We start from the raw sequence: 19,667 nt of genomic DNA, 5'->3' as shown, positions 1-19,667 counted from the left end.
TTTGTGCGGTTTTGATGGATGTTTTCAGATTTCTAAAGTATAAATTCCGTATCGGTCAGCAGCCTTACTAAGCAACTGAGGCAGAACGAATCAACAAACTTCAGGCATAAAAGTATAGCGTTTACTTAATATAAACTATGATCTTCGTCATTTTATACTCTGTTGCCTGATTTGTTGTTCAACAAGGGGCAAAAAAGAAGGGCCTCCCTATAGTCGGGAGGCCCTTCTTTTATACTTTGATGAAGCGTTCTGGCTAACCGATGCGCGTGATCAGGTCAGCGGCACGGTTAGAGTAACCAGCCTCGTTGTCGTACCAGCCCACTACTTTTACAAGCGTTTCATTGGCAGAGGTCATCTCTGCGTCGAAGATGCAGGAGTGCGTGTTGCCCACGATGTCAATAGAAACGATTGGATCCTCGGTGTATTCCAGGATGCCCTTCAGTTCGTTCTCAGCGGCCTTCTTCATGGCAGCGTTGATCTCTTCTTTTGTAACCGGCTTCTTCAGGATTACCGTCAGGTCGGTCAGAGAGCCGTCCGGAATAGGCACACGCATGGCCACGCCATCCAGCTTGCCTTTCAGGTGCGGCAGCACCAGGCCTACAGCCTTAGCGGCGCCTGTAGAGGTAGGCACGATGGAGTAAGCGGCTGCACGGGCACGGCGCAGGTCTTTGTGCGGCGCATCCTGCAGGTTCTGGTCAGCTGTGTAAGCGTGTACCGTCGTGATATATCCTTTCTCGATGCCGAAAGCATCGTCCAGCACTTTCGCCATTGGTGCAAGGCAGTTAGTCGTACAAGAGGCGTTAGAAACGATTCTTTCCTCGCCTGTCAGTACATCCTCGTTCACGCCCAGCACTACGGTCTTCACCTCGCCTTTAGCAGGAGCGGAGATTACTACCTTTCTGGCGCCAGCCTCCAGGTGGCCACCGGCGCTCACATCATCCACAAAACGGCCGGTAGACTCCAGCACTACGTCCACGCCCAGCTTGCCCCACGGTAAGTTCTTCGGCTCGCGCTCTGCCGTGATCTTGATTTCTCTTCCGTTCACGATGATGCCGCCCTCAGAGGCCTCTACCGTTCCGTTAAATCTGCCGTGTACAGAGTCATACTTCAGCAGGTGTGCCAGTGTTTTAGTATCTGTCAGGTCGTTAATGGCAACTACCTCTACGTTCTCTTTTTGAAGCAGAGCCTTAAAAGTAAGTCTGCCGATTCGGCCGAAGCCGTTAATTGCAACTTTAATTTTAGACATGGTATCTAGTTATGAGAGTTATGTTAATGCTGCTAAGTTACGATTTACGACAGTGTAAAACCAACATTTTTTTCCACTCTGGGCCTTAGCATCTTACACGGAAAAGCTGAAAATATTTACCATTTGTTTTTGGATATATGGAAACACAGGCTATATTTGCACCGTCAATCAACAAGAACGACGCGTTATAGTAAACATTTGGCCCGTTCGTCTAGGGGTTAGGACGCCAGATTTTCATTCTGGTAACAGGGGTTCGATTCCCCTACGGGCTACTTAAAAGCCTCTCAGTTTACGCTGAGAGGCTTTTTTTATGCGCTTCGACCTACTACTCAAGCACTAAAGCAGCTCGCACCTCTGCTTTCATCTAACAACTAGCGTTAAATGCTCCTGATTGAAAGACCAGTTCTTAATTTATTAGCCCACAGTTAGCCACCTGATCAAGTTATCCAGAATTTCCTGCGTGTAACCAATGCCTCTGGTATACTCCAGGCACAACTTATATTCCCTTTCTTCCACTTTACCATCCTGCAGGACCATCATGATAAGGGTCTGGAGCTCGAGATGTTTATGCAGCCCTTGTTCTGGAACAATGAAAGCAAGGGTGGACAAGTTATCGGCAATAGGAAGTGTGTCATCCTGTGTCAGCCCTAGTTGTTCTCCTATAGTCAACAGGAAATCGCTTTCCGCATCATCTACATACTTATCTGCGACGGCTATTAGTACTAGGTTCTGGAAAAAGGCAAGTTTTTTCTCCTTGGTATTCAGAAAGTCATTTACTATCGGTTTTGTATTCATTTTTATTCGATTTAAGTTAATAAATTACTAATGAGGTGCTTACCCACTACTTAGGCAACCATTCTCTTACTGTGCTTCAAAATCAGGTTTATAAGATCCGACACGGTCAGATTAAGTGAGATATCCCCCTCCTCTATTTCCACGTTATACTGCCATTCCACCGTATTCAGTAGCCAGTTTACATCCTGAATTGTTATAAGGAGCTCCCTTAACGTTCTTTTGCGTACCTGCCTGAAATCCTGTGAGAGGTGCCATTCGGATTTTAGAATGTGATAAATGCCCTCTGGGGTTCTTGATAAGTTCGAGTGACGCATCATACTTTAAAACTAATTCTTTCATTATTGGCTTGTTAACTACAGATAGGCTGAAACCTATATTTTACAAGCTACAAGAGTAATACCCGCATCACTGCCTGTCAACACAACGATGGCTTCGACGAAATACCCATGTACCATTAGGAGCCCTGCAAGGCCAGTTAGCATCCATTATTGATCTTTGGCTTGTTTATTCCCAGTTTTGTAAGGGTCGTTTTTAGCTTGAGCACATCGTCGCAGGCTATCGGCTCTTCCTGCTTGCAGCCAAACTTACACTTGCTTATCCTGTGACAGCTGGGACGCCCACAATGCTGCGCCACTTCTTGCGCCAGTTGACCAAACGCCGGCGGTTCATTCTGCCAAACCGGAAAAGCACTACCACTAGCATGATCCAAAGCCCGGCCATGGCCACATAGCCCAGCATCTCCTGGGCCGTAACCAGCACGGCCTGTGGCATAGCTGCGCCATAGAGTCCCAACGTTCCGCCAGAAGTAGCAGCGCGCGCCGTCACGGCAGCATTGGTTACGTCCATGTGCTGGGCCAGTTGCTGGAGGTTCTCCACCTGTCCCTGGTACATGCCATAGGAAATAAGTGCTGCGAAAAAAGCAGGACCCAGAAAGGAGCGCACGACCACCAGTATGGCGGCAGATGACAGCATATCCATCATCTGCAAGCCGACAGCATTATACACACCCAGCCCCGCAAAGAGCACTACCATGCCAAAGCCCCGGAGAGCAGAAGCCATGTAAAAGTCATGCATGCCTGCGCCCGGGTTTACTTTGGTGTAGAGCAGCAGAAAACCTAAAACAAATGCCCCAAATCCAATCAGAATCAGCCCTTTATGGTTGTGTTCGTACTTGTTCCAGAAAAAGAGCAGCAGGCCACCAACTATCACGCCTGGTATCATCCACAGGTTAAGTTCAGCATTGACTTGAGCACTATACTTCAATATACCTGATGTAAGCGCACTCTGAATAGCGCCTGCTGAAAGAAACAACCCTGTCAGAAAGACCATGACATTACTGGCCCACACATTCCGGATCTTAAGCATTCTAAGGTCCAGGTAAGGTTGTTCAGCTGTTAGTTGCCGTCTAATGAAGAGCAACATCGTGATCACAAAACCTATGGCAGCGCCCTGTATATAGACCGAACTGAAGTAATCTTCCACGCGTGCAAAGACCAGCACATAGTTGAGCAGCATCAGCGATGTCGTCACCAAAAAGAAGCTTATCAGATCCAAACCTTTCAAGGGGGCATAAGGCATTGTCCGGTCGTTGTGGTAACAGATGACCACCAGCAGCAAACTGACCAGCAGCCCCGGCATCATAAAATAATAAGCATACTCCCAACCATAGGCAAAAGAGAGCTCAGCTGAAAAATAGGCTCCCAACTGCCCCAGTATAATACTTATAGGATAGAAGGTTGCGTAAAAACGGCCACGGTTGCCATCCGGACTGATTATCATCATGATTGGGATAATCACCTCCATCATCGCGATAATTTTCAGAGAACCTATCATCAGGTTGCTGATTATAAGCACCGCCGGAGAAGTGGTCAGCGCGCAGACCACCGACAACAGCAACATGCCGCTCAAAGATAGAAGCAGGATGGTACGTCCTTTTAAATAGGCTTTGATCTTAAGCAGAAACGGGAAGACCACCATCATGCCTATAACGGAGGCATAGTTGGCCATCATCATGTACTCGGACATAGAACCGAGGCCGCTGACCATGTCGTTGATGTTGGCTGTGTAGAGGCCGTTGGTGGTGAGCGCCGTTATCGTGAGCACCAGAATCACCAGCAGCCCCACCGGCTTTGGTACCCAATCGTTAAAAAGTCCTTTTCTTACTTCCGACATCTTATAAAATTGCTTTTACCTCTACGTTCATGCCTGCCCGCAGCTTCTCAAGGTCTTCTTTGGTGTTCGCTTCTGTAAACTCGATGCGCACCGGGATACGCTGCTGCACTTTCACGAAGTTACCCGTGGAGTTATCTACCGGAACAGCCGAGTATTTGGCACCTGTTGCCTCTGAAATGGCAGTTATCTTCCCTTTAAAGACCCTGCCTCGTATGGCATCCACGGTGATTTCAATGGGTTGGCCTACTGACAGGTTTCCTGTCTGCGTTTCTTTGTAGTTGGCCACTACCCACACCTGATCACTGCGGACAATGTTGGCCAGCGCCTGACCTGGCTGTATCAGCTGGCCTTCCTGAATCGTGCGACGACCCATCACGCCATCATAAGGGGCTGTGATAAAGGTGTATGACAGGTTCAGTTTTGCCATGTCCAGGGCAGCTTCGGCTCGCTTGATGTTGGCATCGTTCACTGCCAGCCTGGAGCTGACTTCTTTGGTGGAAAGCTGCGTGGTCTGCTTCTGGCGCTCCAGCGCAGCCAATCGGGCCCGGGCCGCATCGTACTCCGTTTTCATTTGCTCGTATTGCTGGCGCGTCACGGCTTCATCTTTCAGCAGGCTTTCGTAGCGTTTATAATTCTGCTCCACGTTCCAGAGCCGGGCTCTGGCTTCGGCGATGTTGGCCTCCGATACGGCAATGTTGTTGCTCACCGTGTTCACGCTGGAGCTGGTCACGTTTCTATTAGCCTGGGCATCAAGCAAAGCGGCTTCAGCCTGTGCCAGCTGAATGCGGATCTCATTGTCGTTGATGATCACGAGCGTATCGCCCTTCTTGACCGGCTGATGCTCAGTGAAGCGGATCTGGTCGATGTAGCCACCCACCCGGGCGTTGATCGGGTTGATGAACTGTTCTACCTGCGCATCGTTGGTCACCTCGTTCTTGCTGAAATCAAAGTATAAGCCGGCTACCCAGATCAGCCCGCCTGCGATGGCTACCAGCAGTAAAAGATTAAGTAAGATTTGCCCTGTTTTACGTTTCTTGGGCTTTGAATGCGCAGCGTGCGCGTTTGTGTCTTGTGACATATGTGTTCTGTAATTTCTATTAAAGGTTTCCGGCTAAGCGTTCTAATTGGTAATAAGTATACATGATGTTGGCATCGGCATTGGCCTTCTGCAGCTCCGCATCCAGCTTGGCATTGGTGGCGTCGAGCATATCAGCAAGCAGGGCCAGGTTGGCCAGGTATTTCTTTTCCACGATGCGGTAGTTCTCGTTGGCCAGGCGCACGCCCTGCTCAAAGCTTTTACTTCGCTCCCTGGCCTCGTTGTGCTTAATAAAGGCGCTGTTCACTTCGTTTTCGAGGTGCTGGCGTTGCAGCGTTAATAGTTCCTGCTGTTGCACCTCCTGCGCTCTGGCCACACCGATAGTGTGCCTGGCGTTATAAAGCGAGGAAATATTGAAACTGACACCCACACCGGCGTTCCAGCCCTGCGAGTACATATCCACCACAGGGTTTGAGCTGGTTATCGGCCTTACTGTAGAGTTTCCGGCCTGCAGGCTTATCGTCGGCAGTCTGTCTGCTTTGGCTATCTCCAGGTTCTTTTGGGCAATCTCAATGTTTACCTGTCCTGCTTTTATATCCGGGAAGTCGTTGAGGGCCTGGGTCAGGTACGTGTCATAGTTCTGCACCTGCGGCAGGGTTTGAATAAAGGAAGAATCAGGGACAATGAAGGTGCTGGCAGGCAGCCCCACTATCTGAGCTAACTGCTGGTTGGCAATGGCCAGGTTGTTGTTTACCTCCTGCAGGGCCATGTTCAGGTTCGTGATCTGCAGCTCGCTTCGAATCACGTCGTTGCGGGTCAGCATACCTTCCTTGTACAGGTTCTGGATGTTCTGCAGGCGCAGTTTTGCTAGGTCAATGTTGCGCTGGTAGGCTTCCCGCTGGTTCAGCAAGCGATACGTGTCCGCATAGCGGCCCACCAGCAGCAGTTTGATGTCTGCCCTGTTCTTCTCAAAAGTAAGCTGCGCCACCTCTTGGTTGAGCGCTGCGGCCTCAATACCCTTGTTGATGGCACCTCCTTTGAAAATAACCTGGCTGGCCTGCACCGCAAACGAGTTACCAAAGTGGGGCATATCTACATTGGCCACTTCTTTAAATTCTGTATCCAGGATACGGGCATTGCCAATGTAGCTTCCGGTAAGGCTGGCACTCAGGCTTGGTCTTTTCTGGGTTTTAGCTACTTCGCTGCGCTGGCTGGCTATTTCTATACCTGTCCGCGACACCTGCAGCTGCTGGCTGTTCTCCTCTGCCAGTGTAAAGAGCTCCTCTATCGTCAACACTCTCGTCTCCTGCTGCGCGAAAGCCCCAATAGCAAGAAAGAGAAATACAAGACTCAGAGCTAAGGATTTAAAATTCATAAAGCATTAAACAGTTAAACATTTAACTAATTAGGGAAAAAATTTTATTCGTAATGCTGCTCAAAATTTCGAGAGATTGCATCAAATAAAGCCAGGCCGTTGCCTAGTAACTCAGCGGGTAACCCTATACCGGCAATCTGATACATTTCCACAATCCAGGGCTGGATCAGATCCCGCATCTGCTGGCCTTCTTTCGTTAAGGTAATGATCTTGTTACGGCGGTCGTGGCTATCTTCCGTTCGCTGCACCAGCTTGCGTCGTACCAAGTTATCGATCAGGTAAGTCAGGCTGGCTTTGTCTTTAAGTATAGCATCCGCTATTTCCTGCTGGTTCACCCCATCCTTCTCCCACAGAAACCGGAGCACCTGCAGCATCTCGAAGGTGATATTGATGTCATGCTCCTTGAATTTTTGGCGCATGAACCCCTTCATAGCCGACGCAACCTTCGCTAACCCGTGCAGGAAGTTTTCAAAATTTTCGTTTTTAGTATCTGTCATATCTTCAATGATGCCACAAAGTTAAAGCTGCAATAGTTAAACAACAAACTATTTTTTAAATTTGTTTCGTCTTGCCCAGCATTCTTATGAAATTCTAACTATCCTCAAAGTGGAAAATAAGAAAGGGATTTAAAGGCAACTGGATCAAAAAAGTGTTCTCAATTCAAGTTCCATTGCCTGCAGCTGGAGACAGATGAATCAATCCTTCAGATGTATCACATAAAGCATACCTATTAGTAACGCACCTATGTTCTTTAGCTCCTGTTGCCACTTCCTGATTGAGCCAACACGGTTGACGTGCCCCATTGTCCCCCTGCCGATTTGAGCCAATAATGAGCCCATAACAAATGTTATGTAAATAACATTTGTTATGGGCTACTCCTCTCCTACCACCAAATAATCACTCACAGCCGTCAAGTCAATGTGGATAAGGTTCGATAATTCAATCCTACGGTCTACTAAAACTAAAAAGCCGCTTCACAATAAATGAAGCGGCTTTTTGTTTCCATAGTAATAGAAAAGTAACAAAAAGTTATTCTTTCTCCATTACTCACAACACTCCCCTCTCACGTAACACCTATAAGTAATTGAATTTTATGGCCAGTAATGTTTATTGGCTACTCCTTGTTAGCTCCACACAAATGTGAGATCGCTTGTTCAATTAGTTTGTTATTCGGCTTTGTCTTTCCTTCTGGTTGCCTTTTGTGCCTACCTGTTCCAAGACCCTAAACTTCTATATGCCCTCATTTATTTCCAGCATTATTTCTGCAAATAATCGTGTTGATTTTAAACGGTCTTCCAGGTTGTATATGTTAGATACAGTGATCAATTCATCCACTCCCGTTTCTTCCAGAAATTCCTGAATTTGGGTTTTCACCGTTTGCTTACTACCTACAAAGGAATACCGGAGCATTTGCTGTAAAGTTGGATGCTGCAATACTTGTTTCAACTCTTCGGTCATTTCGGTTGGTGGCTGTAATGGTTCTCTGGATCCGGTTAATACCCCCACAAACATTCTGATCAAGGAGGTGAATAGCTTTTCGGCTTCTTCATCGGTATCAGCAACCAAAGCATTCACACCGGCAATGGTATAGGGTTTCTCTAAGAACCCGGAAGGCTGAAACTCCTGCTCATAGATTCGTAAAGCGTTGTGTAAATGCGTGGATGCAAAATGGCTGGCAAATGCGTAAGGCAGTCCCTTTTCAGCCGCTATATGTGCACTATCGGTCGTAGAGCCTAATACATACAGCGGAACATCGGTGCCTTCTGCAATGGGAGCCCTTACTTTTGCCCCTTTATTTTCTAAGGAGAAATACTGCTGAATTTTTTCTATTTCCCGGGGAAAAGAATGGGCAGCCTCCATAAAGTCTGACCGGATAGCACGGGCCGTTGCCTGGTCGGTGCCAGGCGCCCTTCCGAGACCTAAATCAATGCGGCCCGGGTATAAATGGGCCAAAGTCCCAAACTGTTCTGCTATAATCAAGGGCGAATGATTGGGAAGCATCACACCACCTGAACCTACCCGGATGGTAGAAGTGTTTTCCGCCACGTATCCCATGAGCAGTGAGGTGGCGCTACTGCCAATATTGTCTGAGTTGTGATGCTCGGCAAACCATATGCGTTTGTAGTTATGTGCTTCCGCTTCTTTTGCCAATGCCAGTGAATTTTGCAGGGTCTGCTGTATGGTTTCCCCCTGGGAAACAATGGCAAGTTCTAAAATGGAATAGGCTATCTTTTTGTTATTCATGGTGTTCAATACTAATAAAATTCTTATTCGTTTCTTTTTCCGGGTATGGCTGTTTACTAACTAATTCGTTGCTTCATTATGTTTAAGTCTGTTGGGATATCTTCTATTGGGCTTGATGGTATAGTAGGCACCGTGCATACTGACTGAAACACCTACTATCAGCACAAGTGAGAGACCATGTTACGGATAGTAGTGCTTCAGTCACGTATAAAGAAGCAAAAAACCTACTTTAGATTCCCAGCGGCAGCTGAACGATTCGTAGCAACCATTTCTTCGTGAGAAGGAAAGGGCTTTGAATGAATAAGTTTGTCCATTACAAAATCCCGTACTGCAGGGGCTTTTCCCTTTTCAGCTGCAGCAAGCGCTTGTTTCAGTTCTGCTGCATTCAACTCAGTGCAATAAGCGGGGGTACCCGGTTCCTGTCTCCATGATTCGGAAAGGCTTCCACCATCCACTGTGTCAAAGCCGGTCTTGTCCACCAGTTCAGCGGCTACTTTCTTATGTGCCTCGTTATCACCAGCTATCGATATAGCTATTCTTCCTTCCTCTCCGGCAGCTTTACCTTTATACTTCAGGGTGTATTCCAAAATATTGTTAAATACCTTGAGAACGGGCCTTCCCAGCGTTTCAGAGATATATTCACTTTCCGTCTTGCCTTCCAAGACAGGAAGTTCGCCATCCCGCATGGGGTAATAATTGGAAGTATCCATGATGATGACCTCATGAGGTACATCCTGCAGTAAATTCTTCGGCAGGTCTTTATAGGCTTTGAAAGGGATGGAGAAAATGATGGCATCCACATCTTGTACCACATTTTCAAGTGTGGCCGCCTCGGCACCTAAATTGGTAGCTATTTCTCTAAGCGTGGCCATATCTCGGGTGTTGGTAACCTTTACCTGATGCCCTGCAGCAGAGAGTTTCTTGGCAAGGATGCATCCAATAGCACCTGTTCCTATGATTCCTATTTTCATATTATTTTCTTTAAAGGTCAATCAATGAAATAACGGATTCTTTATAGCCTGTTCAGGAAAGCCTGGCCGTACATGACTCCTGTCGTGGCTTTAATTAGATCTTTCTGAAATCCGGTCTGGGCAACTCCAAATGGCCTCTTAAAGTATCTGCTTCGTACTCGGTGCGGAATATGCCGCGCTCCTGCAAAATAGGCACAACCAGCTCAATGAAATCTCGCAAGCCATGGGGATGATCCTGCCTGATCATGAACATATCCATCGCGCCAGACTCATACCACTTCTGTATCTCATTGGCGACTCTCTCTGCTGAACCCATAAATAAGGGTACAGGGATATGCGAGTACGGGCCAAGGGATATAATTTCCTTATACTTCTCATAAGCTTCGGCATCGGTTCGTCCCACTATTGGATTTTGGGAAGTAGTAAGCACGTAATTTTCCGGCCTTCTCCCTTTTTCATCCAGCTTCGCTTTCAGCGCTTTCGCGGTGAATAAGGTTTCCTCCAATGTACTGCCATGGATGAATGCGCCGTCTGTGTAAGAGGTGGCTATGTCAATAAATGTGGGAGAGCTTCCGGCCATGTAAAGTACTGGCCTACCCTGCACCGAGCGGCTTAGATTCAACGGGCCATCCACGGAAAAGTACTTTCCCCGGTAATTAACCGTATGCATCTTGCGGGGGTTCAGAAAGACGCCACTCTCTTTATCACGGGGAAAAGCGTCATCCTCATAGGTATCCCAGAGGCCCAAAAGAATTTCGAGAAACTCCTTATGCATCGGATATTGGTCCGCCTTGCCCAGATGTCCGCGACTGAAGTTCACCATGCCGCCCGGATTGGAGGTAATGGCGTTCAGTGAGGCTCTCCCCTTGCTTATCTTGTCCATGGACAACACTTGGCGGGCAATGTTGTAGGGGTCCGTGTAGGAGGTGGAGGCGGTCAGGGAAAGCCCGATGCGTTCCGTCTTCATGGCAATGGCCGACATGATGGATACCCCCTCAAACATACTCAGGTAATGGGGGATATTTCCCGGGCCTACATGGCTAACGTCAAACAAAAACAGGGTTTCAAATTTTGCATCCTCCACTAGCTTTGCTTGTTGAATATAGAAATCGATGTTTTCGCCTGCGTCTGCTGGCATATCTGGATGTCGCCAAGAAGAATAGTTCCAGCCTGTCCCGTCAATAGCTGCTGCCAGCTTTAATTTTTTTCTGTTTCCCATATTAATTACTATTGATGCCCAATTTACCCATGCTGATACTTCTCTATGGTCGAGCATTGAGCTCCTCTATTTGAAAGATCGACAAGGCGCTGAATAATTTGTTGCAAAGTTACGGTTTATCACTTTCCTTTGTATAGCACTTTCCCAAAGGAAAGCGGAATGCCTTTATGTGAAGAGCTATGGCTAATAAAATGGGATACCTGTCGTGCCTAGACACGGTAAAGCCGGTGCGGGATGCGATTGATGTAATTAATGGCAAGTGGAAATTGCCTATCATCATCTCTGTGATGACGGGCAATGAACGGTTCACCGATATACAGGAGAGTATACCTGGAATCACACCAAAGGTGCTGGCCAAGGAGCTGAAGGACCTGGAGCAGCATCAACTTATCAAGCGAGTGGTGGTAGAGGATTACCCGGTGAAGATCCTGTATAAACCGGAACCCTATGCGGCTACCTTAATTCCTATCATAGATGCCCTGAAAGTGTGGGGGTTGAACCACCGGAAGAAGATTTTTGAGAAGGAGTAGGCTTTGGAAACGCCTTGTCGGTTGGTTCGATGTGGAGCCTGTAGGCCTTGAAGGTATCATACATCCCCTGGAGGAACAAATGGTCCAGGATGGTCCGTTGTGGCGTGAAATAGCCAGGCGGTACAATCTTGTAGAGCCGGATCTAAGCAGACTAGCATCACCTTGGTATACCGATCTTGACCTGGGACGCCCAATTGAGGTTATGACCGACATGTCTAAAAGTCGCAAATTGGGCTTCACCATCTATCAGCAAACAGAAGAGTCGTTCTTCGAATTGTTCAACCAACTACGCAAAGACCGCTTGATCCCATAGCATTCCATTTTTTATTTATGCGCAGGCATCAGCATCTAAAAGAAGCGTGAGGCAAGGAGGAGTTTTGAGTTGTGCATTTTCTTTGCGCCTATGGGAGTACAGCAGTAAATGGCTTTTACAGCTCTAATGTTCAGCAGGCTTTAAATTCAAATCAGACTATATTTCTCCGAATTAAATAATCATTCAAAAGTAATAAATTTCTGTGGATAAGGTTCGATAGTTCAATCCTATGGTCTACTACAGCAAAAAAGCCGCTCCATTTTCATGGAGCGGCTTTTTTGGTTCGACAAATTTGCCACCGGCTTTGATCTCAGGTCTTACTCATTGATTTTTCCTTCAAACCTGAAGATAATTTGCCTATTCATGCTTTGCGTCGGCAGTGTGGGCAGCAGTTCGTAAATTGGGCCTGGTGTAGCCGAGTCTATCTAATGATAATGTGCAGTTCCGGGTGAAGTGTGGGATGTTCTTAAGGCTGCGGCACTACAATCGTTATTTCCCGAACATGCACATTTAACATAATAGCGTTTCAGTAGAGGAGGTTCCTGATTTTCATACGCTAACTTGTTCTCTTGGCTAATTAAGATTAAAAAAGTAATAACAGGAGCGGCTACTGCTCACCAATCCTTGCCTATAGAAAGCAATTATTTTTAGATTAAAGCAGGTATTTATATCCAGCGTCTCTTTCTTTTGGGCTGCCTTTAACACTTCATCAACAACCATTCACTAACCGAAAGCAGCCTTTCACTATTAAAATCATACCTGCGCCAAAGAAAATCATGAAGTGGTCTGTATTGAACCAGTCCAACTTCGTAAGGAAGTACTAAAATATTAAAGTCCAATAATTTTCAGGTTTAGGTACCTGGAGAGGGTATAGCAGATCAACCACGAAATCAGACAAAAGCCTATGCAAAACACTACCTAACCCACTCTGCCTGATGCATTCTATTCTCCTAGCAGTTAAAAACATCAGCTAAAATTAATCTTAACAAATGTACATCATCTAAAAGCAGTGAAGCCAAAGGTTCATCTGCATGGCCTTGCTTTGCTATTACTAATTAAATATTCTTACAAAATACGCTATGAAAAAACTTTACGCCTACACAGTTCCAGAAAACACAACCTGCTCTACTTCCTCCCGGTTGTGGCGTCTATTTTCCCTTAGTCTTTTGTGCCTTTTGTTATATCCGGTTGCAGGCCTTCAAGCGAGTACGAAAGCCAACAGTAATGCTGCAGCAGATCAATTATCAGTGATCATTGAAAATTTCCGTAGCCCAGGATATATTAGTTGCGACAATAAAGAAGTAACGCTTATTGCCATGTCTTACCTGAACGGGAATGTCACCGACGAGGGTATTTCCTATAACTGGGCCGGGCCTGATGGTTTCAAATCGACTGCAGACAAAGTTGTTGCGACAGAAGCCGGTGAATACCAAGTAACCATCAGAAACGCTGCGGGCTTATCCGCTTCTACAAAGTATATGGTAAGAGGTGTTGATGGTGCTGCAGGTGAAGACAAAGTACTCAGACGTACAGACTCCTTTATAGAATTGGAAGCCAGTACTTGGGGTTTGTTTATTACACCTTCCTGGACAGCAAGCGACGGTGGCAATATAGTTTATGGTGCAGATACCTTTACCCCCCTTGTGAATGCACCAGGCACCTATACCTTAACGCTTACAAGCCAAACCAATGGCTGCACCATGCAGGATCAGGTGGTTGTAACCAGCGAGAATGTTCCAGTTGAGGATTTCGAAACCAAAATTGATAAATTAACACCAAAGGTTCTTAAATTTACCTATCCAACTGTATCACTTTGGGGAGACGCTTGGTCTGAAGGCAAAATAGTGGAAAGAGGCCTTGACTACAGGTGGTCTGGCCCTGACGAATTCACATCGAATGAAAGGGTTATTAGAGTATCCTTGGCCGGTGATTATATTCTAACCATAACAGATCAGATGAGCGGAGCAGCCGACTCCGACACAGTCACAGTAACAGGTCCTGAATATTCAACTGGCAGCGCAGGTCCCGACAAAAAGCTGACCTGCAAGAACAGTACCGTCACCTTGGAGGGTTCGGGTAGCCAACCGGTAGTATGGCTTGCCAGTGATGGGGGTAACATTGTATCCGGCGCACGAACGCTTACACCTGTTGTGGATGCCCCGGGAACCTATACGATGGTACTTACGGAAATAACAAGCGGATGCAAGTTTGAAGATGTTGTTGTGGTAACGCGGGATGAAAGCAAGCCTGCGGTGACAGCTATTGGCGGCAAGCTGGATTGTACCACTTCTTCTGTACAACTCACAGGGGCATCTTCCGCGGATGATGCCACCTACAACTGGACCGGCCCGAACGACTATACTTCCACCGAACAGAACCCTACCGTTACGGTAGCCGGTGATTATATTCTGACAGTGACCGACCCGCAGAGCGGCTGCAGCGCTTCCACGATGGTTGCCGTGACGCCATCTTCCTCGGAACTCATTGCCAAGGAGTACCTCATCGACTTCAACCGTGAGCAGAGCGGCCTGATCTCAAGTATAGAGACTAACGCGGGACCGGTAAGCATAACGGGCAGAAAGCGTAAGCCGGGAGGCACAGAGACCTATGCACCAGAGAATCATGCCGCCATCTTCAACTCTCAGGCGCCTACCGGTGATGACGCTGACCTCTACACCACTGACTGGGGGCGCGTGCTGATCATCAACACGGATCAGTCGGATGTGCCGGACGACAATCAGTGGGGCGGGGAGTTGATCCTTGACTTCTCTGCCATTGGCGCGGTTACTTTGGAGTCCATGGGCTTGCTCGACCTGGACCACTACGAGGACATGTCGTGGGTGTACATGTATGATAAGACCGGAAACGAGCTGCACAAGATACACCTGAAGACAATGGGCAACAACAGCAAACAAACAGTTGACTTGGGCAACACGAGAGGCGTAACGAAGCTGAAAGTAGTACTAGACGGCAGGGACGGCTCAGGCTACTTCGCCGGCTCAGGTGCTATAGATGACATCAAGTTCCGTGTGGAGAAAGAAGTAGCAAGCCCATGTGAGCACGCACCGCAGCAAGAGGCGCTGCAGGCGCTGGCCTACCCTACCACCTTCAGCGACAGGGCAACCGTGCAATTCACGCTGCAGGATGCCGGGGTCTATGCCGTGAACCTGTACGACACCCAGGGCAACCTTGTAAGGGAGCTGCAAAAAGGCACAGCTGTGGCGAATGAGCAAATCATAATAGAGGTTGCAGCAGGCAGCCTGAAGGAGGGCATGTACCTGGCCCGTATCGTAAGTCCTGTTGGCAACAAAACCCTTAAGTTGATACTGGAGCGTTAGCGAAAGGTACTGACAAGGGCATCGTGAAACAATGTCAGATGATGCTAATTGGCTACAAGAACTATTTGCTTACAGCTTAAACTCTAGAATTAGCCCGAAAGCCTGCAAAGCATACTTTTGCAGGCTTTCGGGTTTGAAACCAGTTCTCCCATTGGCTAGGCACTGCCCTGCAACAGATAAGGCGAAACCGTGTATAGGTTAAATTGGGCTACCTCACGAAGCTGAAGGACAGTGCCAAAAGAATAAATCATAAACTCCTTTCCCACTTCGTGTACTCCTCTAAACCACCAAATCCCTGCGGAAATGGTTCGGTAATCCCATCCCTTGGTCTACACAAAAGCCGCTCCAGGTAAACCTGGAGCGGCTTTTGTGTTTATTTCCCCCCTCAACTAAGTAGCTTGCTTAAAAGTAACCTCATTTCTGTACAGGTTGCGTACTGAAAGCAGCTTATACTTAGTACCTGCAGGTGCTTCGCATACGCATTACTTTTCTGCTTCCTTCAGCAGGTCAGACAGGTCCAAAGGCTTGGTGTACATCGTCAGCGAACCGTCTGAGAGCCTTGGCCATAGTTCCCGTGGCTTGTCCCAGTAAAGCTCTACCCCGTTGTTGTCGGGGTCCCTTAAGTATAAAGCCTCGGATACACCATGGTCGGAGGCGCCAATATGCGTATAGTTAGCTTCGCGCAGCCTTTTGTAGATCAAGGCAAGATCTTTCCGGGTAGGGTACAGAATGGCTGTATGGTAGAGCCCTACCCCCTCCCGCGAAGCAGGTGGGGCGTCTTTGCTGTGCCAGGTGTTTAGCCCGATGTGATGATGGTACCCCCCTGCCGAAATAAAGGCAGCCTCCTCCCCGTAATGCATCATGAACTCGAAGCCCAGTAGATCACAGTAAAAGGCAAGGGAACGCTTTAGATCAGCCACTTTCAGGTGAACATGGCCAATCCTTGCTGCTGCAGGTATTTTATAAGCTGTTTCCATACTTTCAGGATTTATGGTTTTTAATAAGAAAGGGTGTAGGTCTCAACGCCTATGGGCTTCTGGTTTAATAAGCGACGGTAAACCGCTGCCGAATGTGCTTCGGGTTTTCCAGCTCATCCACCACTGCCCCAGCCAGGTCCTCTACGGAGATCACACTCCGGCCATTCTCATCCAACACAGGAGTCTCCGTTCCTACTCTGTAATTTCCTTTCTTCTCGCCCGATGTGCCCGGATGCATCTCTATGGCCGGGCTCAAAAAGGTCCAGTCCAAGTCCTGCTCCTCTTTCAAGGTATTGAGGTAATCTCTTGCCCCCAGCGCTCCGGGCTTCCAGTCTGCCGGGAACTGGGGCGTGTCCACCAGTTGTACCCCTTCCGAAATAAAGAGGCTACCGGCCCCGCCCACTACAAGCAATCTCTTCAGCCCGGCTTTTTTAACGCCACGCTGGATGGCCTGCGAGCCTTTCATAAAATCATTGTACAGGTCAGGGTTACTCCAGCCGGCATTGTAAGCGCTGACAACAGCCTCATTTCCTTTTACTGCTTCGGCCACCTCATCGGCATTTAAAGCATCTGCCTTTAGAGCAGTTACGTGCTCCGCCTCTACTACTTTCTCTGGATTACGAACAATTGCCGTAACCTGGTGGCCTCTTTGCACCAACTCTTTCAATATGGCTGTTCCTACGAAGCCTGACGCTCCTATCAATGCTACTCTCATGGTTTTATACTTAGGGGCTCCCAAAGCAGTTTACCCTGGGAGCCCTTGTTTTGATACTTGCTTTACTTTACCGAGTACTCTCTGCTATACGCCGGTTTAAATACCTTTTGCAGCAACAAATAGTCCAGGGAGTATTTTCCGCTTCCCGTGAGCAACAGCACCACATAAGGTAACAGGTACAGGAGGGCCAGCTCTTTCTGGGCAAACGGGTCTGCTCCATGTACAACGAAAGCTGCCACCAGCATGGTGATGATCAAAGGGATGGCTGCTAGCCGCGTGGCCAGCCCCGCCAGCAGAAGCAATGAGCAGATCACTTCGGCAAAAACGGCCAGGGCTAGTGCCGTTGTGGCGCTCAGGCCAAAGACGGCAGGAAACTGAACCGGACCGGCAGAGAAGAGCTGCTCCAGCTTCGGCAAGCCATGTACTAGCATCAGGGCGGCAATGCCTACCCGGGCTATCAGTAGCGCTACGTCAATGCTGTTTGCGCTCTGGTACACGCTAAGTAGCTTTTTCATTGTCGATGCTTTTGTTGTGGATTCCTTCCGTTACTAATTACTGGATAAACTCGCCGTCCGCTTTGATGCGTACTTCATCGCTTACCATGGGAGCCGGGAAGCCGCTGCCCAGGTTAAAGTCAGAACGCTTGATGGTGCCCGTTACTTGGAAGCCTGCCGTCTGCTTCTTGCTCATTGGGTTCTCTACCGTGCCTTTGTACACCATGTTCATGGTAACCGGCTTAGTCACCCCGTTTAGGGTCAGGTTGCCAGTGAGCTTGTAGTTGTCTTTACCCGCTTTTTTAACTGCAGTGCTTTTAAACGTCATGGTCGGATACTTCTCTACATCAAAGAAGTCTGCGCTCTTCAGATGGGTGTCCCTGTCTTCCACTCGGGTATCGATAGAGGCTGTTTTCGCAGTCATCTCCACTACGGCATCACTGAAATCGGGCTTGGTGGAGGTGATGGTTACATCAAAGTCGTTAAAATTACCGGATATGTCCGCAATGCCCAGGTGTGAAACCGTGAAGCCTAACTGCGAATGCGCATCATCGTTCGTCCATACACTGCTGAGTGTAGTAAAGGCCGAAAGAGACAGGAAAGCGAAAAAAATAATGGATAATCTTTTCATGTTACGTGTAAGTTAAATTGTGTGTATTTATATTAATTATAGGTGATTTGCTTACTGATGTAGGATTTTCCAGCCCGCCCGCCAGTTGTAGTTATACTTTGAATTCAGCTGGATGAGCAGGAGCTGCATACGCTCCAGCGTTCTGCTCACAGTCAGCTCTCCGGCTTCGATAGGATGGAAACCGGCCGTGCTTACCAACTCGGAAACGACTTGCAAGGCATCCGCATCATTGCCTGCTATAAAGGCGTCTACCTGTTTGCCATCGATCACCGGTGTAGCGAAATCAGCAGCGAAGGTGGTATTGAATGCCTTTATAACCCTGGAGTTGGGAAGCAGCTGTTGCAGCTCTTCTGCTGCGCTGGTATCGGGTGCTGTTACCAGTCCGTTATAGGTGTCGTTTAGCGGGTTGGCGATGCTGATGACGATTTTCTGGTTGGCGACCTCCCTGATCCTCCGAGCCACTTCTTTCTCTGCCGCATAGGGAACAGCCACGATAATCATGTCCGCCTCCCAGGATGCCTCCACAGAGCAATCCGTCGCTTCTGCCGCAGCAGCAGGGTTGTTTTTTCTGATGTCTTCCGCCACTGCCCTTGCCTTGTCCAGATCATTGGCACACAGGAGCAACCTATAGTTGCCCTTAGAGAGGCTTTTAGCTAAAGCGGAGCCCATGTTTCCGGTGGCGCCGATGATGGCTATGGTTTGCGTCGTCTTCATAACTCTGATTTATTGACAATGCAAAGTTACGACGACGCAGGGCCCTGATGCCTTGCGCGCAGTCAAGAAAATGCATTGATCTGAATCAATGCATTTCGGGAATTAGGCGTCTTATTTGTTGGAGGAAATCCTTTTTCGGATGCGGCTTAGCGTTTCGGGGGTGAGGCCCATGTAGGAGGCGATCATGTGTTGGGGCACGCGCTGCGCGATATGCGGATAAAGGGAGATGAAATCCTGGTAGCGCTCCTCCACTGACGAGCCAATGATGGAGGTGAGCCTCCGCTGCATGGCCAGGTATGCACCTGTGATGTTCAGCCTGGTGAAGGTTTCATACTTGGGCATGGTCTGCAGCAGTTCCTCGTGCGCCGCTTTGCTGATAAGCACCAGCTCGGAGTCTTCTATGGCGTCGATGTTATACGTGGCAGGCTCTCCTGTCAGGAAACTGAACAGATCAGAGATGGTCCACCCTTCCAGCCCGAACTGGATGATATGCTCCGCGCTGGTATCGTCCACAGAATAAGCCCTTAGAGCCCCCTTCTCCACAAAGGCAATAAACTTACAGACATCCCCCTCCTGCAGGAGGTATTGCTTCCGGCGGAGCTTCTTATAGGTAAGGTATGTAGCGATACGGTCCTGCTCCTCTTCTGTCAGCCGGACTTTCTCATTAAACTTCTGGAAGTATAGTTGGTGCATCCCTATAGGTTTGCTGGTTTAGGTTTCCTCTTTTGTGCGCTTTGCTCACTCAGAGGGATGTTACATACATCGGCTTCAGTACCCGCACGCTGTTTATCTGTAATTTTGCGGGGTATACCTCCCCTAGATCATGCCTGCAGTAGGGCCGCTCACCCTTTCGCAAAGATAGCTTTTTTTACTGCCTTGCCAGCATTATAGTTCCCA

The 19,667-nt window shown here is 48.2% G+C and carries 18 protein-coding genes and 1 tRNA gene; 3 read left to right on the top strand and 16 right to left on the bottom strand.

Features of this window, described 5'->3' with window-relative positions; all coding sequences use genetic code 11:
* Nucleotides 1-253 precede the first annotated feature (253 nt).
* Nucleotides 254-1,246, bottom strand: a complete 993-nt coding sequence (gene gap, locus OH144_RS04000; protein WP_266205006.1) for a type I glyceraldehyde-3-phosphate dehydrogenase — start codon at nucleotides 1,244-1,246, stop codon at nucleotides 254-256.
* A 200-nt stretch (nucleotides 1,247-1,446) separates the two neighbouring features.
* On the opposite strand from gap, the gene OH144_RS03995 reads away from it, so the two are divergent.
* Nucleotides 1,447-1,518, top strand: a tRNA-Glu gene (locus OH144_RS03995).
* A 142-nt stretch (nucleotides 1,519-1,660) separates the two neighbouring features.
* Here the strand turns inward: OH144_RS03995 and OH144_RS03990 are convergent.
* From OH144_RS03990 to OH144_RS03950, 9 genes are all read right to left on the bottom strand, one after another.
* On the bottom strand, nucleotides 1,661-2,041 hold the full coding sequence (locus OH144_RS03990; RefSeq protein ID WP_266205005.1) for a hypothetical protein: 381 nt from the start codon (nucleotides 2,039-2,041) through the stop codon (nucleotides 1,661-1,663).
* A gap of 144 nt (nucleotides 2,042-2,185) precedes the next feature.
* A complete protein-coding gene (locus tag OH144_RS03985; protein ID WP_266205004.1) occupies nucleotides 2,186-2,380 on the bottom strand; it encodes a hypothetical protein in 195 nt (64 codons plus the stop codon).
* 255 nt (nucleotides 2,381-2,635) lie between these two features.
* A complete protein-coding gene (locus OH144_RS03980; RefSeq protein WP_266205003.1) occupies nucleotides 2,636-4,213 on the bottom strand; it encodes an efflux MFS transporter permease in 1,578 nt (525 codons plus the stop codon).
* Nucleotide 4,214: 1 nt separating this feature from the next.
* Nucleotides 4,215-5,291 (bottom strand): HlyD family secretion protein, encoded by a 1,077-nt coding sequence (locus tag OH144_RS03975; protein ID WP_266205002.1) that lies wholly within the window; start codon nucleotides 5,289-5,291, stop codon nucleotides 4,215-4,217.
* Nucleotides 5,292-5,310: 19 nt separating this feature from the next.
* The gene (locus tag OH144_RS03970; protein WP_266205001.1) at nucleotides 5,311-6,624 is read right to left on the bottom strand and encodes a TolC family protein; all 1,314 of its coding nucleotides are present in this window, start codon (nucleotides 6,622-6,624) and stop codon (nucleotides 5,311-5,313) included.
* A gap of 44 nt (nucleotides 6,625-6,668) precedes the next feature.
* On the bottom strand, nucleotides 6,669-7,121 hold the full coding sequence (locus OH144_RS03965; RefSeq protein WP_266205000.1) for a MarR family winged helix-turn-helix transcriptional regulator: 453 nt from the start codon (nucleotides 7,119-7,121) through the stop codon (nucleotides 6,669-6,671).
* 733 nt (nucleotides 7,122-7,854) lie between these two features.
* Nucleotides 7,855-8,868, bottom strand: a complete 1,014-nt coding sequence (locus tag OH144_RS03960) for an LLM class flavin-dependent oxidoreductase (RefSeq protein ID WP_266204999.1) — start codon at nucleotides 8,866-8,868, stop codon at nucleotides 7,855-7,857.
* 224 nt (nucleotides 8,869-9,092) lie between these two features.
* Entirely contained in the window at nucleotides 9,093-9,839 is a 747-nt protein-coding gene (locus OH144_RS03955; protein ID WP_266204998.1) for an NADPH-dependent F420 reductase, read from the bottom strand.
* Nucleotides 9,840-9,933: 94 nt separating this feature from the next.
* On the bottom strand, nucleotides 9,934-11,058 hold the full coding sequence (locus tag OH144_RS03950; RefSeq protein WP_266204997.1) for an LLM class flavin-dependent oxidoreductase: 1,125 nt from the start codon (nucleotides 11,056-11,058) through the stop codon (nucleotides 9,934-9,936).
* Between the two features lie 179 nt (nucleotides 11,059-11,237).
* On the opposite strand from OH144_RS03950, the gene OH144_RS03945 reads away from it, so the two are divergent.
* Both OH144_RS03945 and OH144_RS03940 read left to right on the top strand, forming a co-directional pair.
* A complete protein-coding gene (locus OH144_RS03945; protein WP_266204996.1) occupies nucleotides 11,238-11,588 on the top strand; it encodes a winged helix-turn-helix transcriptional regulator in 351 nt (116 codons plus the stop codon).
* Nucleotides 11,589-13,856: 2,268 nt separating this feature from the next.
* On the top strand, nucleotides 13,857-15,239 hold the full coding sequence (locus OH144_RS03940; RefSeq protein WP_266204995.1) for a T9SS type A sorting domain-containing protein: 1,383 nt from the start codon (nucleotides 13,857-13,859) through the stop codon (nucleotides 15,237-15,239).
* A 482-nt stretch (nucleotides 15,240-15,721) separates the two neighbouring features.
* On the opposite strand, the gene OH144_RS03935 is transcribed toward OH144_RS03940, so the two are convergent.
* The 6 genes from OH144_RS03935 to OH144_RS03910 form a co-directional block, all read right to left on the bottom strand.
* Nucleotides 15,722-16,216, bottom strand: coding sequence for a VOC family protein (locus OH144_RS03935; protein ID WP_266204994.1), 495 nt, complete (start codon nucleotides 16,214-16,216; stop codon nucleotides 15,722-15,724).
* Between the two features lie 64 nt (nucleotides 16,217-16,280).
* Nucleotides 16,281-16,931, bottom strand: coding sequence for an NAD(P)-dependent oxidoreductase (locus tag OH144_RS03930; protein ID WP_266204993.1), 651 nt, complete (start codon nucleotides 16,929-16,931; stop codon nucleotides 16,281-16,283).
* Nucleotides 16,932-16,993: 62 nt separating this feature from the next.
* Entirely contained in the window at nucleotides 16,994-17,446 is a 453-nt protein-coding gene (locus OH144_RS03925; protein WP_266204992.1) for a DoxX family protein, read from the bottom strand.
* 37 nt (nucleotides 17,447-17,483) lie between these two features.
* The gene (locus OH144_RS03920) at nucleotides 17,484-18,056 is read right to left on the bottom strand and encodes a YceI family protein (RefSeq protein ID WP_266204991.1); all 573 of its coding nucleotides are present in this window, start codon (nucleotides 18,054-18,056) and stop codon (nucleotides 17,484-17,486) included.
* A gap of 51 nt (nucleotides 18,057-18,107) precedes the next feature.
* Nucleotides 18,108-18,770 (bottom strand): NADPH-dependent F420 reductase, encoded by a 663-nt coding sequence (locus OH144_RS03915; protein ID WP_266204990.1) that lies wholly within the window; start codon nucleotides 18,768-18,770, stop codon nucleotides 18,108-18,110.
* Between the two features lie 111 nt (nucleotides 18,771-18,881).
* Nucleotides 18,882-19,463 carry a Crp/Fnr family transcriptional regulator gene (locus OH144_RS03910; protein ID WP_266204989.1) on the bottom strand — a complete coding sequence of 194 codons (582 nt, stop codon included), beginning with the start codon at nucleotides 19,461-19,463 and terminating at the stop codon, nucleotides 18,882-18,884.
* Nucleotides 19,464-19,667: the final 204 nt, after the last annotated feature.

Source organism: Pontibacter kalidii (assembly GCF_026278245.1).
Classification (GTDB): Bacteria; Bacteroidota; Bacteroidia; order Cytophagales; family Hymenobacteraceae; genus Pontibacter; species Pontibacter kalidii.
The sequence above is the reverse complement of the archived record's forward strand: the minus strand, read 5'-3'. Positions and strand labels throughout refer to the sequence as shown.